Here is a 14901-nt window from a genome sequence, read left to right as displayed (position 1 = left end):
TATTTAGCTAAACCAGTTTTTAATTTTGATCAAATGAAATGAGTGCATATTCGTTAGGAATATACCTGATTGTCGTATATTCGAATAATTTTCCCATATCATTATAGACCGCATTTTCCAATATTCCCACACAATTATTTTTTCCTAAAGCTAATTCTTTAAAGTCAGAATCTTTTGCAGATTCAACTTTCATTATAGACTTTGATGCAGCGATTTTAAAATCTAAGTTTTGTTTGATATGGTCGTAGATTGATCCGGCTATGATTTTCTCATTAAGACCCTTAACGATACTTTTTTTGAAATAACTCGTATCTGACATCATCGCTTTCCCATCAATGAGGCGTAATCGTTTCACAAGGTATACTCTTTCACCAACCGGAAATGAAATTTTTTTTGCTAATGAATCATCAACAGTCAACTCGTGAAATTCTTGCACAATTGTTTTTTTTTCGACCTCAGTATCTGCGGATAGTGCCTTCAATCCTTGAAAATTTCCTACCTTGAAAGACTTCTTGTCAATCTCGATTCTTTCAAGAATAACTACCCCTCTTCCTTTCACACTATAAACCAATCCATCTTCATTAAGCAGTTGAATCGCTCTGCGAACTGTATTTCTACTAGTACCAAATCGCTCAATTAACGCCATTTCGGTCGGTAAAACCATTGTATCGTTATAGAGTCCCTCATTAATTTCATTTTTCAAAGTGTCATATATATCCCGAAACTTATTCACCATAGTTCCACCTCACTCTTTCAGTTAATTATAACATGATATCATTCTACCTATAAAAAAACTTAAATTTGTTTAAACAAATGCTTGATTATTTGTTTAAACAAATTTAAAATGAGCGTAACCGGTTAAAAGAAATGAGGAGGTTTTATTATGAGTGACAAACAGTTAGCGGAGTACATGATTGAGTACGTTGGTGGAAAAAATAATATCAAAAATGTCATCCACTGCATTACACGTGTTCGTTTCTATCTAGTGGACAAAGAGAAAGCCGATACAACTAAGATAAAAGAGTTGGATGATGTAATGGGCGTAGTAGAAGCTCAAGGACAATATCAGGTGGTTGTTGGAAACAAAGTAAATGCTATTTACGAGGAAGTAATGCGCCAGTTAAACAATGATCAAGTCTTTGATTCTACAGAGGGAGTGGTGGAAAATGATTCCAATAGTGATTTTCTTCAGCTATTTCGAAATGGCTTCAATCAGTTTATTGGCATAATTACAGGTTCAATGATGCCCGTCATCGGTCTTCTTGCAGGAGCTGGAATAATCAAAGGATTACAAGCTTCGTTGGTGACGTTTGGTTTATTACAAGATAGTTCGCAATCTTATCTATTGATTAGCACGATTGCAGATGGCATTTTTTATTTTTTACCTGTCATCTTAGGTTTTACTGCAGCTCAAAAATTAAAGGTGAATCCTATTGTTCTGGCAGTCGTCGGTGCGATACTCATTCACCCAAATATAGTCACTATTGCTTCAAGTACAGCTGCGAAGGTCGCTATTTTTGGCATAGAATTCCCCATTATGAATTATACAGCTTCGGTTTTCCCTATTCTGGTCGCTGCTTGGTTAGCAACGTATGTTGAAAAGTTTTTAAAGAAAATTGTTCCTCTCGTGATTTCTTCCATTGTGTCACCAATCGTTGAAGTTCTGGTACTAAGCTTAGCCGTTCTTCTTATCATCGGACCAATCATAACGATTATTAGTGATGGGCTAGCATTCGGAATTAGTACCATTTTTGACTTTAACACGATTATTGGCGGAGCAGTCTATTGCGCACTTTTTCCAGTCTTAGTGGTCTTCGGCATGCATTGGCCATTGATTCCGATCATCGTCAACGATTTAACTGTTAACGGATTTAGTATGATGAATGCCTTCTCGTCTGTATTGATGATGGGTATTGCGGGTGCAACATGCTCAATCGCATTGAAAACAAAAAAAGCTCAACTAAAACAAGTTGCCTTTGCTGCCACTCTTTCACAAATATGCGGTGTTGGCGAACCTGCAATCTATGGTATTCTACTAAAATACAAAAAAGTCTTCTATCTCGTGACCCTTTCAAATATTTTTGGTGGTGCTCTAGCAGGTTTCCTTCACTTGGTCAACTATGGATTCGCAGGTGGGGTTATAGGATTTGCCTCTTTTATCAACCCGGTTGCAGGGATCGATAAAAACTTCTATGCTTATCTACTCTCTCATATAGGAACATTTTTGCTATCCTTTCTTTTGACTTGGCTTTTTGGTTTCAATGATAAAATGAAAGCTGCAGATGAACTGTAAGGTGATATATGATGAAAAAAATAATTTGGCATCAAGTATTTTCTAATTACCAAGTACTAAACTTTTCTCCTAATGGACGTAAATTACGTTTAAGAATCAAGCAGCCGCTTTCTGGACAACGATTAGCACTCGAACTTTGTAACCGCTATGATTCTTTTGATTTAAACGTAGAGTCGATAAAAATCAGTAGTAATCCGGGAAACCAACAATCCAATGTTATTACCTTAGATAATCGACCACAATTCATTGTCCCAGCTGGATCCACTTTATGGACAGATGACGTTGATTTTTCAGTAACCAAAGGAGCCGATATTCTGATAGAGGCATTATTCTCCAACGAGATCAATCGAGTATCTTCCTCGGCAAACTTACTATCTGATCAAGTAGTCCATTCGAATATAAGAGAAACCAATAACTTTATTTTTGGGATTACTTCAGTTGCTCTAGAAACGAAAGTTGATGCAAAAGTCATTGCTTTTTTTGGCGACTCTTTGACGAATCAAGGATATTTTAGTGATAGTGTCATCGACAATCTAAACAAACGTGGTCTGATTGCAACAAGCTTTAATGCTGGCATATCAGGCAATCGTCTGACACATGCTGGTTCAGGGATTTCTCGTTGGAAAGACAGCTTTGGTGTTGCAGGAATCGACAGGTTCCAAGCAGATGTCGTGGATCAAAAGCCAGATTTGATTGTTTCATTGATTGGGTTAAATGACTTGTTTCACCCAGGAACTGGCTCACCGCTTTCAGAATTACCTATCAAAGAAGAGTTGATCCAACAATACAAAGTTCTAATAAATCTGGCAAAAAAAGCAGACATTCCGTTTGTTCCCCTCACGCTTCCCCCTTTTAACTATTCTTACAACCAAGGAAAGCCGAGTTGGACCGAGGAAAAAGAAGCTATCCGAACTGCGTTTAATCAATGGATAATGACTCAAGCAAATACGATCGATATCAATGATATGGTAAGAGATCCTTCTGATAAAACGAGATTAGCTTCTGCATTTGATTCGGGGGATCATCTGCATTTTTCTCAAACTGGAGGGGAAATTTTAGGAAAAGCTGTGGCTGAGAAAATTCTTTGCCTTTCATTGCTGTGAATTGATAGACTCTCAACAAAAACTGTTAAAAATAGTCAAAAATAAAACCTACCTCCCATACACATCTGGTTAAAATGTATACGGGAGGTTGACCTTTTCACTATGAATTTTCTTCAACTCTGCACTTGAATATCCTTACTCTCGATCACTAGCAATTATTCTACATACAATGTCACAAATTTTGCATGGCCTATCTTTTCAAGAGTGACTACATTCTTTTCCACAAGAAGTGCTTCTTTTGTAGCTTCTTTTAAATCGACTGTTTCTACTACGTTCACTGGATGGTTAAATGTGATCGTCGCGTGTCCAACTTCATCTAAAAGCCCATTGTATAGACGCAAAATATAACCTGGACGAGCTTCGGCTTTTTTCAATACACTTAGGGTCAAATTGCCATTGATCTCAAAAAGACTAAAGTTTGCCGGTAAGGTTGGTTCAACCGGCCCTAAAGTAAAAATCAATCGGGAATTCAGGAATTCTGCGGATTGATAAAGCGTGATCGGTGTTACTGCTTGTTTGGCACGTTGCGCAACATTTGCTTGATCAAATCCTTGCGCAAAGTAAGCAACAGAAAAATCAAAATGCATCGTTTTGTGACACTGCGCAGCTGGTGTCGCAATCACTGATTCTCCTGAAGCACGCCCTGGACGATACAGTAGATTCTCTTTCCCCATGAAGCCATAGGTTCGGAAAATCGTTAAGCGAATCGTATCAAACGCTTCCCCCACGATCTCATATTCACGTACACCCTGAGGCATTACTGCTACGCCATGGGATGCATCGAATAAACTGACAAACGATTGACACGTTTCTATGGCGATCGGTTGCTCATTCCATTGCTCTTTATTGGCTTCCCAAAGGGCCATTTCTTTTTCAAACATAACCGGACGCTGCAATGTACCAAACTGTTGGTCAGCCAGCGAAAATTTCGAGGCAATTCCGGTATCAAATAGCACACATACCCGATGGCTATCCACTTGTTGATTTTCAACCGTTAATTTGAAATCAATTTGTTGCGATTGTTTTTTTAACACGATCGTCAATTGGATCGGCAGTGAAGCCGAGATCTTCTTTTCTGCACGTTCAGCTAAATCCTTCGGAACCCTCAGGGTGAATGCCACATCAATCTTTTGGTAGATCGCTGATTGCTGAATCGAGATCGTTGGTTGCGCATCAATTGATGAAATCACAAAATCTTTCACAGGTGGTGAATAATTGAATGAATCACCATCGTCGCCATTTTCTTCAATAATCCCTTGATTTTGATAAAGTACTTGATTGGTTTTATCTAGAATATCCAACGAACCATTGCTATTGACAGTGATCTGATAGTACTCATTTTCGATCGTATTGGTTGTAATCTCCTGCAATGGTGCGCTTGTATCACCTTTTAAATCAATCGTCAGCTGGGTATACCCCATACTCGGCACGTCAGTCGTTTCTATGGCAATTTTTGCTTTATAGACTTTCTCCGGCAAATAGATCTCCTTGACTGGATCTAATATGTTCCCCTGATTCAACACATACTCCGTTTGGTCGGTAAGCTCTAAAATCGTATAAGGTAACGCCTGACCTGACTGGTCAAGGATCGCAAACTCTTTTTGCGGCAAATAAACCTCTGCTTCGATCACCCCATTACGTTTTGTGTCATAGGTATTGAAAAGCGTAAAAGTAATTTCTTTTGCTTGTGGGTTGTTGATTGCAGTAGAAATCTGTCGTAACGTCAATTCGACAAGATTCATAGAAATATCTCGCGCTTGCTTATAGCGCATATAGATATCTTCGTTGGTCGTATCAGAAACACAAGAACCAATCGAATCATGCGCCGCATTTTCAAACATTAACTTCCAAATCTCTATGACTGTTTCTACGGGGTACTCAAATCCTAATTGCATAGCCATGGTTAAGATAGGCTCCATGACATTGACTAAGTAATGTTGGATCTGGGTGTTCATCGCCTTCAAATCAGGACGTGAAGAAAAAATCGTTTTGTGGATTCGCATCAATTTGCCGTTGATCAGTTCACCAGCGATTTCTTCCAACTCAGGATGGCGTGCTTTGACCGCAGCAATGTATTTTTCGATCGTTGAAAATTGTAACACATACTCATCCTGATACAGTTGATTCATTCGATCAACCAATTCTGGAAGATTTTCTCTAACTGGTGCTTGATCGAAACCATTTGGAAAATACACTTGATCCGTTGCACTGCGTCCCCAAGTCGTTTTAAACGGTTCTTGATGTAAGAACTTTGCTAATTCTACTTCTCGCTCAGGAATGGCACCGCCAATGTAGTACCCACTTGGGATCTGATAAACATTGACCACAGAACCATCTTCTCCACGCCATTTGTACTCTGTGCATTTAACATCGTCATCACTGACACCGCGCCAAAACATCGTGTCAGTGATACCAAACTCACGATAGATTTGCGGCATACTAGCTGCTTGTCCGAAAGAATCTGGCACATAGCCGACATTCATGTAGGTTCCGAATGCTTCACAAATTTTCATGCCATATAACATATTTCGAACAATGCTTTCTCCCGAAATCACTAATTGATCGGTTTGTGTGTACCATGGACCAATGATCAACTTCCCTTGTTGAACAAGTTGTTGAATCCTTTCTTTGTCCTGCGGACGCCATTTCAAGTAATCATCTAACAGAGAAGCCTGTCCATCTAAGATAAAACTTTCATAAGGATCATCCTTTTCTAGTTGTTCAATGACGTTTTTTAGATCGTGCATCAAATAGATTTTCGAGCGACTCGTCGTAAAATACCATTCGCGATCCCAATGACTGTGGGGTACGACATGTACTGTTTTTTTCATTCAATCATTCCTCTCCCGTGATTAGAAAAGGCACGTAACGATGGGTGTCGTTCGTGCCTATTAATTTTTCTCAATTTTTTTACCATCTGGTACACATAATTTGATTCTTACACAAATACTTCGAATTTTGAAAATCGATTCTCTTCAAATACTCTCGTTTTCTTCCCCAAGTCTTGACATTGTCAGATGCCTTAAAGCGTTCTTGAAAAATCACCTGCTCGTGCCTTTTCTTTTGCTACTATTTAGCTAATCAGCCTTGTTGCTTAATTTTCAAAGCTCACTTCAATATCATCGAGGGCAATATCTTCTGTTTGTTCTTCTTGCTTATTGAAATTCACGAATAAAGGCGCGACAAAACCGATGAAGGCTGCTCCTGCAAATAGTCCAATCAAATACGCCCAACCGTTTCCAACAGTGAAGAAGCCGTATATTCCCCCAACTGGCGGCATTTTGTCATACATTCCTAATGCGATCCCCAAACCAGAAGCGATTGCTCCTCCCAACATGTTGATCGGCACAAGCCGTAATGGATTGACTAATGTAAAAGGAATTGCTCCTTCTGTGATTCCGATAAACCCCATAATAAAGTTATTACGCCCAGCATCCAGTAGCTCTTTGTTGAATCGATTTTTGTGGAACAAAGTTGCTAAGGCATATCCAAATGGTACCGCACAAATCGCAACATTCACGATGATAGCTGGCAAAAAGACCCCTTCCGCTAGTAACACATTTCCTGCCATCCAAGCAGCTTTGTTTACAGGTCCCCCTAAGTCAGAGCCAATCATTGCCCCCATGATGACTGCCAGTAAAATTTTGTTAACGTCATTTTCAATCATGGTTCGGATCCATTCAACCAAACTAGTATTGATCCACGCCAATGGCTCAGAGAGTAAGGCGCCCATGACGATTGCTACAGACAATGTAGCAATCAAGGGTAAAATTACCAGCGGCATCACCCCAGCAAACGACTCCGGTAATTTGATATGTTCTTTCGCCCACTTCACTAAGTATCCTGCTAAGAACCCAGCAATAACTGCCCCTAAAAACCCAGCATTGGTGCTAGAAGCGACTGCACCACCGATAAAGCCGGCACCTAGCGCAGCCTTATCTCCAACAGAATACGCGATAAAACCAGCCAAGACAGTATTGATCAAGCCGATTCCTGTCCACCCTACTTGTTCAATCAAATAAAGCGCATGTTTAAAGCCTTCCGTGTCAGCATAAGGATCTAAGCTTGTGATCCCCATACCAAGAGCAATCATTTTCGGAATGGCAACAACCAGTGAAGCACCAATAATCAATGGCAGTACAAAACTAATTCCACTCATCAAGTGGCCTTTTAAATCTGCTAGAACTCTTTTCATCATCCTTGCCTCTTTCCTTTAGTTTGCGTTTCTTTGTTCAACAGCAGCGACACATTTCTTCAGCACCGCTTCCGGTGCTTTGATACACGTATTGATATTTACTCGAATTTGCGGTTTTCCTTCAAACCGTTCCATCCCAACAACTTTTTGGTCAGTCGCTAAAAGCAAGAAATCTGCTTCTTTTGCTTCGGCTGCAGTGATCTCATTGACTTGCCCTAACGAGCCTTGCTGTTCGATCTTGACCTCATAGCCAAGTTTCGCACCAGCTTTTTCTAAAGCTTTTGCCGCCATCGGTGTATGTGCCAATCCTGCTGGACAGGCGGAAATCCCTACTATTTTCATATAATTTTCTCTCCCATCATTTCCTTTTTGATCAATTCTGCTAAATAAGCTTTGTCTTCTGATTGTTGAATCTGCTGGATGAATGTCTCTTCAAGCAATGCGGTTGCTAGACGACTCAGCATTTGCAGATGCACCGTTCCTTCATCTTTTTTAGGGACCATCAAAGCAAACACATTTTTGACTGCCGAATCATCGAAAGTTTCCCATTCGATGGCTTGCTCTAAACGAATAAACAAAACGGTCGGTTCCAAAACCGGTTCAGCTTTTGCATGTGGAATAGCAAAGCCTTCTTGTAAGCCGGTTGAATATTGTGCTTCCCGTTCAATGAATGCCTCACATGTATCTGCTGCATTGGTAACGATCCCTGATTCATAGGCATGATGCGCAATTACGTGAAACAGTTCTTCTTTTGATGTAACAGCCACATTCAAGAGAATATTTTTTTCCTGAAAATCCATCTCATCTGCTCCTTTCCTTTATTATGAAACCATTAGCGTAATTCGTGTGGTTTATTTTCTGTACACGTTTAATTTACGGTTTCTGATTCACCATGTAAACACAACAAATTTCCAATTCAAGCGGCAATCATTAGTAAAGCGTTTTCCAAAATGATTGCCAACTCTTCTGGAAACTTTCGGTACTGGTGAAGCATTTCCTTCTTATTCTTTCTATTGTATGATGAGAAAGAGCACGGAGGTGAAACAAGTGTCAAAACTTGCTTATCAACGATTAGATGATCTAATGGAAGTATTAACTAGACAAACGGCGCCGCTACCAATGAAGGAGTTAACAAAAAGCTTCTCGATTTCTGAGCGAACGGTTCGGACCGACATTGCAAATTTGAATGATTTGTTAACAAATGTAGGAGCCTCCATCAAGTTGATTCGAGGACAAGGCTATTTGTTGTCTATTGGTTCAAAAGAACGATTTCATGACTGGTGGACTGAAAGTATGTCGACTACCGAGTCCTTTCTAACTACGAGTGAAGAACGACAAGCTTATCTACTTTTCCTTTTATTTAAGAATGAAACCCCTTTATCCTTGGATGATTTTCTTGATCGATTATTTATTAGTAAAAACACCTTTTACTCATACTTAAAAACGGCTCGAGACAATTTAGCGACCTATCAATTAAAAATAGTAAATCGTCCAAATATTGGCTTTGAAGTCTTGGGTAACGAATTCGCCAAACGCCAAGCAATCAGTGATCTGTTGATTGAAAAAGATCTCCAAGAGTATTTGGTCGGCTTCACGGAAATGGAACTTGAGTTGTTTGATACGATTGATCTAACCCGCTTGCAAGAATTGTCATTAAATCATCTGGCACCCTTAGACTTATTAGACTCTGATTACTATCATAAAAACATTCTTTCTCATTTTACTTTAGCAATCAGTCGCTTTATAGCCGGTCATCAGATCAACGAATTTCCCTTGCATGTGCCCGTGCTCAAAAAAGACGCCCAGAAAGTTGTAGGTCACTTCTTAGAAGAAATCGATCATGCATTTGATATACAATTGACTGCTGGAGAAAAACAATACTTCATTTACTATCTCGCGATGAACGCACCACGTTTAGTTGAAACAGGCGATGCAAGCGATTCTTCCACGAAAACTGCGAAAGCCATTGTGGAAGAATTATTAACTGCGATCAAACAGACGTCAAACTATGCATTAGAGACAGACAAGATGCTAATAGAAGATCTGACATCTCATATTGAGGGCTTTATCAATATGAATCTAATGGATGCACGCCGTAGCAATCCATTGCTGGCAACGATCAGAAAATCTTTTCCACAGGCTTATGATTTATGTTTGACTCATTTAGAAACGGTAAGCCTGAAACACGGTTTTTATTTTTCTCCTGATGAGATCGGCTATATCGCTTTGCACATCGCAGGTGCTATGGAAAGGAATTCCATCAGAAATCATCATAAACATCGCGTCATCCTTGTTTGTGGAACTGGTCGAGCCATGAGTCGTATTATTGAAGCAAAAATTATCAAGCACTATCAAGAAACGATCGAAGTCGTTGATCGCTTTTCTTACGTCGAGCTACAACAATGTGATCTTTCTGCGATTGACTTTGTGATCACAACCGTTCCATTAGAACAGTTTTCGGTTCCCTCTATTTACATCAACATGGCCAAGCTAGATAAAGAAATTGGCAAAATCGAACCGTTCATTGAAACGCTCAGTGAAACAAAAGACGGCATCTATTCATTGTTTCAAAAAGCATTTTTTCTTCATGAAAATCATGCAGATAAAGAAACCTTACTAAAGAAAATGGCGCAGCAATTGTACCAAAAAGATTTTGTGCCCCAAGATTTTTATGACAGTGTGAAAAAACGAGAAGCAATCAATCAGACCAATATTAACGAGTGGCTTGCTATCCCCCACCCCATGACATTGCTGGCAAAACGCTCAGCCGTTTCAGTGGCGATCATTCCTGATGGTGTTGATTGGGGAAATGGTGATTTGGTTAAATTTGTCTTTCTCTTTGCGATTCAAAAAGACGAATATGAAGATACCGAAGAAATCTATAGTCTTTTATTAGAATTGATGGATCGTGAAGATATTCAACAAGCAATCTTACAAAAAAGTGACTATCACCACTTTTTGAGCTGTATCAAGCAATTATAAAAGGAGCTGGGGAATCCAGCTCCTTTTGTTGATTCTAACTTTTGTGAAATGCATGCAAACTATGGTTAGTAAATGAAAAGATTCTGAATTCAGAGAGTTTGACAATCTCTCCCTTTTCAGCTAAGATTTTATTATTGTTACATTAATTGAATATCCAAAACACCACCGGGTGATAGAAGTGTTTGGTAAACTCATTAGGTCCTTGAAGAGTTTACTGAATGCTTATTTTTTTTTGAGGAGGAGAATAAATTATGACATGGATTTATTTACTTTTAGGAGGATTTTTTGAGGTCGTATGGGCATCTACCATGAAACTGAGCAACGGGTTTAGCCACTTTTGGTATAGTATTTCAACAGTCATCGGAATGCTTTTCAGTTTTGGCTTCTTGGCTTTAGCGGTCAAAAACCTACCATTAAGTATCGCTTATCCTGTTTGGACAGGGATAGGTGCGGTGGGATCGATTATTGTGGGGGTCGTGTTCTTTAAAGACCAGCTATCCCTTCTGACTTGGGTTTTCGTCGTCTTATTAATAGTTGGTATTTTGGGCATCAAGTTTACCAGCGGACATTGATTTAGCCATTTGATAATAGTTTTGCTAGCCTTTTTGTAGGTACCTTCATTAATCAAGCGCCTTGACTCATATATCGAAACACGGATCCAAATCGCCTTTTTCAGCCAATCTAAAGATTTTTTTGCAATTAGCCTATAGATAAAAAATATTTTCAAAAAACGTTTGACCTTATAGTCACTCTAACCTTTATGCTATTCATGTAAAGAAAACGGAGGGAAAATAATGAAACAATGGCATAATTTGGATATTGAAAAGGTGCAGTCAGCGACAAGTGAGACGTTTATCACAAATGAGGTACGTAAAGCGTATCAAGAAAAACACGGGAAAAATAAATTACAAGCATCAGAAAAGACACCCGAATGGAAGAAGTTTTTATCTTACTTCCACGATGCGTTAATGTATGTCTTGATCGGTGCAGCTGTTTTAAAATTTATTACGGGAAGTCTAATTGAAGGAGCGATCGTTTTACTAGTGGTCGTTTTAAACGCAATGATTGGTTATTATCAAGAGAGAAAAGCAGATGATTCACTATCTAGCATTTCAAAATTACTTAGTTCAAAGGCGACAGTCGAATCTGAAAACGGACGCCTTTTAATCGATGCAGAAGATTTGATTCCAGGGGACCGTGTTTATTTAGCACCTGGTGATGTTATTCCTGCTGATTTGCGTATGGAAACTGTGAATCAACTAAAAATAGATGAATCGATTCTGACTGGAGAGCCTGATGCAGTCGTAAAAACAACTGCTCGTTTAGAGGGGCAAATAGCACTTGCTGAACGAACCAATATGGCGTATTCAGGTACGCAAGTACAGTCAGGAACTGGAAAAGGGCTCGTTGTTGAAATTGGCTCGGACACTGAGATTGGTAAAATCAATGCTTCTTTAGCAACCATTGAAGTGAAAGAAACCCCTTTATTGAAAAAAGTGAACGAAATGAATCATGCTATTTTTAAAGGGATCGGCGTCTTTATCTTCTTATTAGGACTGATCAGCTACTTCATTTATGGCATGAGTCCGATGTATATCGTGTCAGCAATCATTGCTTTGATCGTTTCTTCTATTCCTGAGGGATTGCCTTCTATCTTGACGATTATTCTGTCTTCCGGCGTGAAAAATATGTCGGAGCAAAATGCGATCGTAAAGGGATTGCCTACTGTCGAAACACTTGGCTCAATGACAGTCATCTGTTCTGATAAAACAGGTACTTTGACCAAAAACGATATGACCCTTACCAATGTGTTTTCTAATAATCAGGTAACAGTGATTGATCATGAAGACCAAACAGATTCTTCGAACAACGAACTGCTAGCCAAAATCATGCAAAACTGTCAAGAAACACAGAGTTTCGGTGATCGCCACTGTCCAGTGACCGGAAATGCAACAGAATTAGCTTTATTACGTTGGACCAATCGTATTGGCACACCGCGGATCAAGAGTCTAGAAACATTACCTTTTGACTCAAAATATAAGTATATGGCAACAAGCCATTTGATCAATGGGAAAAAGCGGATTTTTGTAAAGGGTGCTCCAGATATCGTTTTAAATAAAGCGACTGCTGCACATATTGATGGGCAGATAGCGGAGTTTGATCATGCACAGTGGGAAAAGATCAATTTGGCTTTTGCTTCAGAGGGACAACGAGTGATCGCGTTTGCTTATAAAGATGTAGATACAACGACTGAATTGACTCATGAAGAGATGGACGAGCTCGTAATCATCGGATTAGCTGGCATTATCGATCCAGCAAAAGAATCAGCGATCGAAGCGGTAGCAGATTGTAAAAAAGCCGGGGTCAGAGTCGTAATGATCACCGGGGATCACCCAACGACCGCAAAAGCGATTGCCAAAAAATTAGGAATCGACCATTCTGAACGGGCAATCACTGGAACTGAATTGGATCGTTTATCCACAGATGAGTGGCAAAGAGTGGTAAAAAATACCAATATTTTTGCCCGAACGACACCTGAGCATAAACTGATGATCGTTACTTATTTACAAGAACAAGGCGAAATCGTTGGAATGACTGGTGATGGGGTCAATGACGCACCCGCACTTAGAAAAGCAGATGTAGGGATCGCCATGGGAATTAAAGGAAGCGATGTTAGTAAACAAGCTGCCGACATGATCCTCATTGACGATAATTTTGAAACGATTGCAAAAGCAATCAAAGAAGGCCGTCGAATTTTTGATAATTTAAAAAAGACGATCCTCTTCTACTTGCCAACCTGTCTGGCCCAGGGGCTTTTGCTGATCGTTTCTATGTTGGGAAATCTTCCTTTACCACTAAGCACAGTGCAGATTCTTTGGTTAAATCTAGTTGCGTCAATTACACTCTCCTATGCGTTAGGTTTTGAACCAGCTCACAAAATGATCATGAATCGAGCACCTCGTGATATGAAAGAAAAAATCATTTCCAAATATACACTCTTTCGAATCGTTTATGTCGGCCTACTCTTGACCTTCTTCGGCTTTCTAACGATGAATGCATTCGGCGACGAAGCTGTCAGACAAACCGTTTTGATCAATGCGATCGTTTTCGGTCAAGCTTTTTACATGATCAACTGTCGTGAGATCACGGATTCAGCCTTCAGTAACAAAATCAAGCAGAATAAAGCCTTGATTTACTCATTACTTGTTATGGCGATTCTCCAATTAGGAATGGTCTATTTTTCACCATTGCAAAGTATCTTACAGACCACCTCTTTAACTTTATCCGAACTGCTTATCAGTGTTATCCCAGCAACTCTACTTTTCTTATTAGTAGAATCTGAAAAGCACGTAACACGAGTCATTCTAAAGGAAACTACTCCCACCTACTCAATGGATACCAAAGTAGAGAAATAAGAACAGTTCTATTTCATAAGTCATCTTATCGATAAACTTGCTGAATCACTAAGTACCAATAGATACGTTTCTCCTTGATCGATCCCGTTTTAATCGGGTTGATCAAGGAGAATTTCTATTTTACTCACGTATTCTTCCGGTAAATTCGTCTCATGAAAATCAATCAAGTAGAACTCATAAAAATTTCCTTTCGCGACCAGTCTATTTTTCTTTAGGTAACTTTTTAGTTCTGCTAAAGCAGCTAAACGCTGCTTATATGTGCCCGTATAATAAATAGCGAGATACTCTCCTGCAGGCATTGTAAATGCCTTCTCATCTGCCAAATCGTTTGCCAGACAATAGAAAACTTGATGCCTAAATGCGTCTTCGTGCGGCAGTAAAATCGTTCCGAAAACATTTTGATTATTGGCATGCAGTTCTTTTTCAAATTGTTTGTGCAGGCGTTTAAGTTCAAAGTACAAGTCTTTCCCCATTGTGTCTTTCTCTTGACTTAAAACAAGGTACCGTTCTTCATAAAATGTACGTTCAATTTCATGGTTTTGCTTTTTTTCAGCGTAGACAAGCAAGTCAATTCGCTCTTTTAACAAATCTTGTTTCTCTTTTAACGCATGGATTCTATCTTCTAATTGCTCCATCTCGAAATGAAGGATTTCTTTAGTCAGCGCTTTATTCTTTGTATCCAAGTAGTTCTTAATTTCCTCAAGTGACACATCAAAAAAACGCAGGTCTCTAATGGTATTTAATCGCTCAATATCCTCGTATGAGTAATCTCGATACCCATTCTCAGTATAGTTGGGTGATAGCAAACCAATTTGTTCATAGTACCTAAGAGTATGTGGTGTGATATCATAGTTTTCACTCACTTGTTTTATCTTCATAGTTCCATCCCTCCCTTTATCTTTCATAGCGTGT

11 protein-coding genes are annotated in these 14901 nt (G+C 39.3%); 5 read left to right on the top strand and 6 right to left on the bottom strand.

The window, feature by feature from the left end; all coding sequences use genetic code 11:
• Positions 1 to 19: 19 nt before the first annotated feature.
• Entirely contained in the window at positions 20 to 736 is a 717-nt protein-coding gene (locus IGI88_RS10815; protein WP_005237422.1) for a GntR family transcriptional regulator, read from the bottom strand.
• Positions 737 to 883: 147 nt separating this feature from the next.
• Here IGI88_RS10815 and IGI88_RS10810 point away from each other — a divergent pair, with 147 nt between their 5' ends.
• Both IGI88_RS10810 and IGI88_RS10805 read left to right on the top strand, forming a co-directional pair.
• Positions 884 to 2293 (top strand): PTS transporter subunit EIIC, encoded by a 1410-nt coding sequence (locus IGI88_RS10810; RefSeq protein WP_016613049.1) that lies wholly within the window; start codon positions 884 to 886, stop codon positions 2291 to 2293.
• An 11-nt stretch (positions 2294 to 2304) separates the two neighbouring features.
• Complete coding sequence (locus IGI88_RS10805; RefSeq protein ID WP_233499088.1) at positions 2305 to 3396, top strand: GDSL-type esterase/lipase family protein; 1092 nt, start codon at positions 2305 to 2307, stop codon at positions 3394 to 3396.
• 155 nt (positions 3397 to 3551) lie between these two features.
• Here the strand turns inward: IGI88_RS10805 and mngB are convergent, their stop codons facing one another.
• The 4 genes from mngB to IGI88_RS10785 form a co-directional block, all read right to left on the bottom strand.
• The gene (gene mngB / locus IGI88_RS10800; protein ID WP_005237425.1) at positions 3552 to 6227 is read right to left on the bottom strand and encodes a mannosylglycerate hydrolase; all 2676 of its coding nucleotides are present in this window, start codon (positions 6225 to 6227) and stop codon (positions 3552 to 3554) included.
• 263 nt (positions 6228 to 6490) lie between these two features.
• Complete coding sequence (locus IGI88_RS10795) at positions 6491 to 7591, bottom strand: PTS fructose transporter subunit IIC (protein WP_008377165.1); 1101 nt, start codon at positions 7589 to 7591, stop codon at positions 6491 to 6493.
• 18 nt (positions 7592 to 7609) lie between these two features.
• Positions 7610 to 7933 carry a PTS fructose transporter subunit IIB gene (locus IGI88_RS10790; RefSeq protein ID WP_005237427.1) on the bottom strand — a complete coding sequence of 108 codons (324 nt, stop codon included), beginning with the start codon at positions 7931 to 7933 and terminating at the stop codon, positions 7610 to 7612.
• On the bottom strand, positions 7930 to 8391 hold the full coding sequence (locus IGI88_RS10785) for a PTS sugar transporter subunit IIA (RefSeq protein ID WP_005237428.1): 462 nt from the start codon (positions 8389 to 8391) through the stop codon (positions 7930 to 7932). The genes IGI88_RS10790 and IGI88_RS10785 overlap by 4 nt, the downstream gene beginning before the upstream one ends.
• 247 nt (positions 8392 to 8638) lie before the next feature.
• On the opposite strand from IGI88_RS10785, the gene IGI88_RS10780 reads away from it, so the two are divergent.
• From IGI88_RS10780 to IGI88_RS10770, 3 genes are all read left to right on the top strand, one after another.
• Positions 8639 to 10573 carry a BglG family transcription antiterminator gene (locus IGI88_RS10780; protein WP_429960465.1) on the top strand — a complete coding sequence of 645 codons (1935 nt, stop codon included), beginning with the start codon at positions 8639 to 8641 and terminating at the stop codon, positions 10571 to 10573.
• Between the two features lie 251 nt (positions 10574 to 10824).
• The gene (locus tag IGI88_RS10775) at positions 10825 to 11145 is read left to right on the top strand and encodes a DMT family transporter (RefSeq protein ID WP_005237430.1); all 321 of its coding nucleotides are present in this window, start codon (positions 10825 to 10827) and stop codon (positions 11143 to 11145) included.
• A 222-nt stretch (positions 11146 to 11367) separates the two neighbouring features.
• Positions 11368 to 13989, top strand: coding sequence for an HAD-IC family P-type ATPase (locus IGI88_RS10770; RefSeq protein ID WP_016613044.1), 2622 nt, complete (start codon positions 11368 to 11370; stop codon positions 13987 to 13989).
• A gap of 89 nt (positions 13990 to 14078) precedes the next feature.
• Here the strand turns inward: IGI88_RS10770 and IGI88_RS10765 are convergent, their stop codons facing one another.
• Complete coding sequence (locus IGI88_RS10765) at positions 14079 to 14867, bottom strand: MerR family transcriptional regulator (RefSeq protein ID WP_005237432.1); 789 nt, start codon at positions 14865 to 14867, stop codon at positions 14079 to 14081.
• Between the last annotated feature and the right edge of the window lie 34 nt (positions 14868 to 14901).

The organism is Enterococcus sp. AZ179 (assembly GCF_050498885.1).
In the GTDB taxonomy this organism is placed as follows: domain Bacteria; phylum Bacillota; class Bacilli; order Lactobacillales; family Enterococcaceae; genus Enterococcus_D; species Enterococcus_D entomosocium.
The sequence above is the reverse complement of the archived record's forward strand: the minus strand, read 5'-3'. Positions and strand labels throughout refer to the sequence as shown.

Excerpts from the sequence above, each read along its gene's own strand:
- IGI88_RS10790 (WP_005237427.1), bottom strand. The coding sequence starts at position 7,933 with ATGAAAATAGTAGGGATTTCCGCCTGTCCAGCAGGATTGGCACATACA.
- IGI88_RS10795 (WP_008377165.1), bottom strand. The coding sequence starts at position 7,591 with ATGAAAAGAGTTCTAGCAGATTTAAAAGGCCACTTGATGAGTGGAATT.
- mngB (WP_005237425.1), bottom strand. The coding sequence starts at position 6,227 with ATGAAAAAAACAGTACATGTCGTACCCCACAGTCATTGGGATCGCGAA.
- IGI88_RS10765 (WP_005237432.1), bottom strand. The coding sequence starts at position 14,867 with ATGAAGATAAAACAAGTGAGTGAAAACTATGATATCACACCACATACT.
- IGI88_RS10785 (WP_005237428.1), bottom strand. The coding sequence starts at position 8,391 with ATGGATTTTCAGGAAAAAAATATTCTCTTGAATGTGGCTGTTACATCA.
- IGI88_RS10815 (WP_005237422.1), bottom strand. The coding sequence starts at position 736 with ATGGTGAATAAGTTTCGGGATATATATGACACTTTGAAAAATGAAATT.
- IGI88_RS10805 (WP_233499088.1), top strand. The coding sequence starts at position 2,305 with ATGAAAAAAATAATTTGGCATCAAGTATTTTCTAATTACCAAGTACTA.
- IGI88_RS10810 (WP_016613049.1), top strand. The coding sequence starts at position 884 with ATGAGTGACAAACAGTTAGCGGAGTACATGATTGAGTACGTTGGTGGA.
- IGI88_RS10770 (WP_016613044.1), top strand. The coding sequence starts at position 11,368 with ATGAAACAATGGCATAATTTGGATATTGAAAAGGTGCAGTCAGCGACA.
- IGI88_RS10775 (WP_005237430.1), top strand. The coding sequence starts at position 10,825 with ATGACATGGATTTATTTACTTTTAGGAGGATTTTTTGAGGTCGTATGG.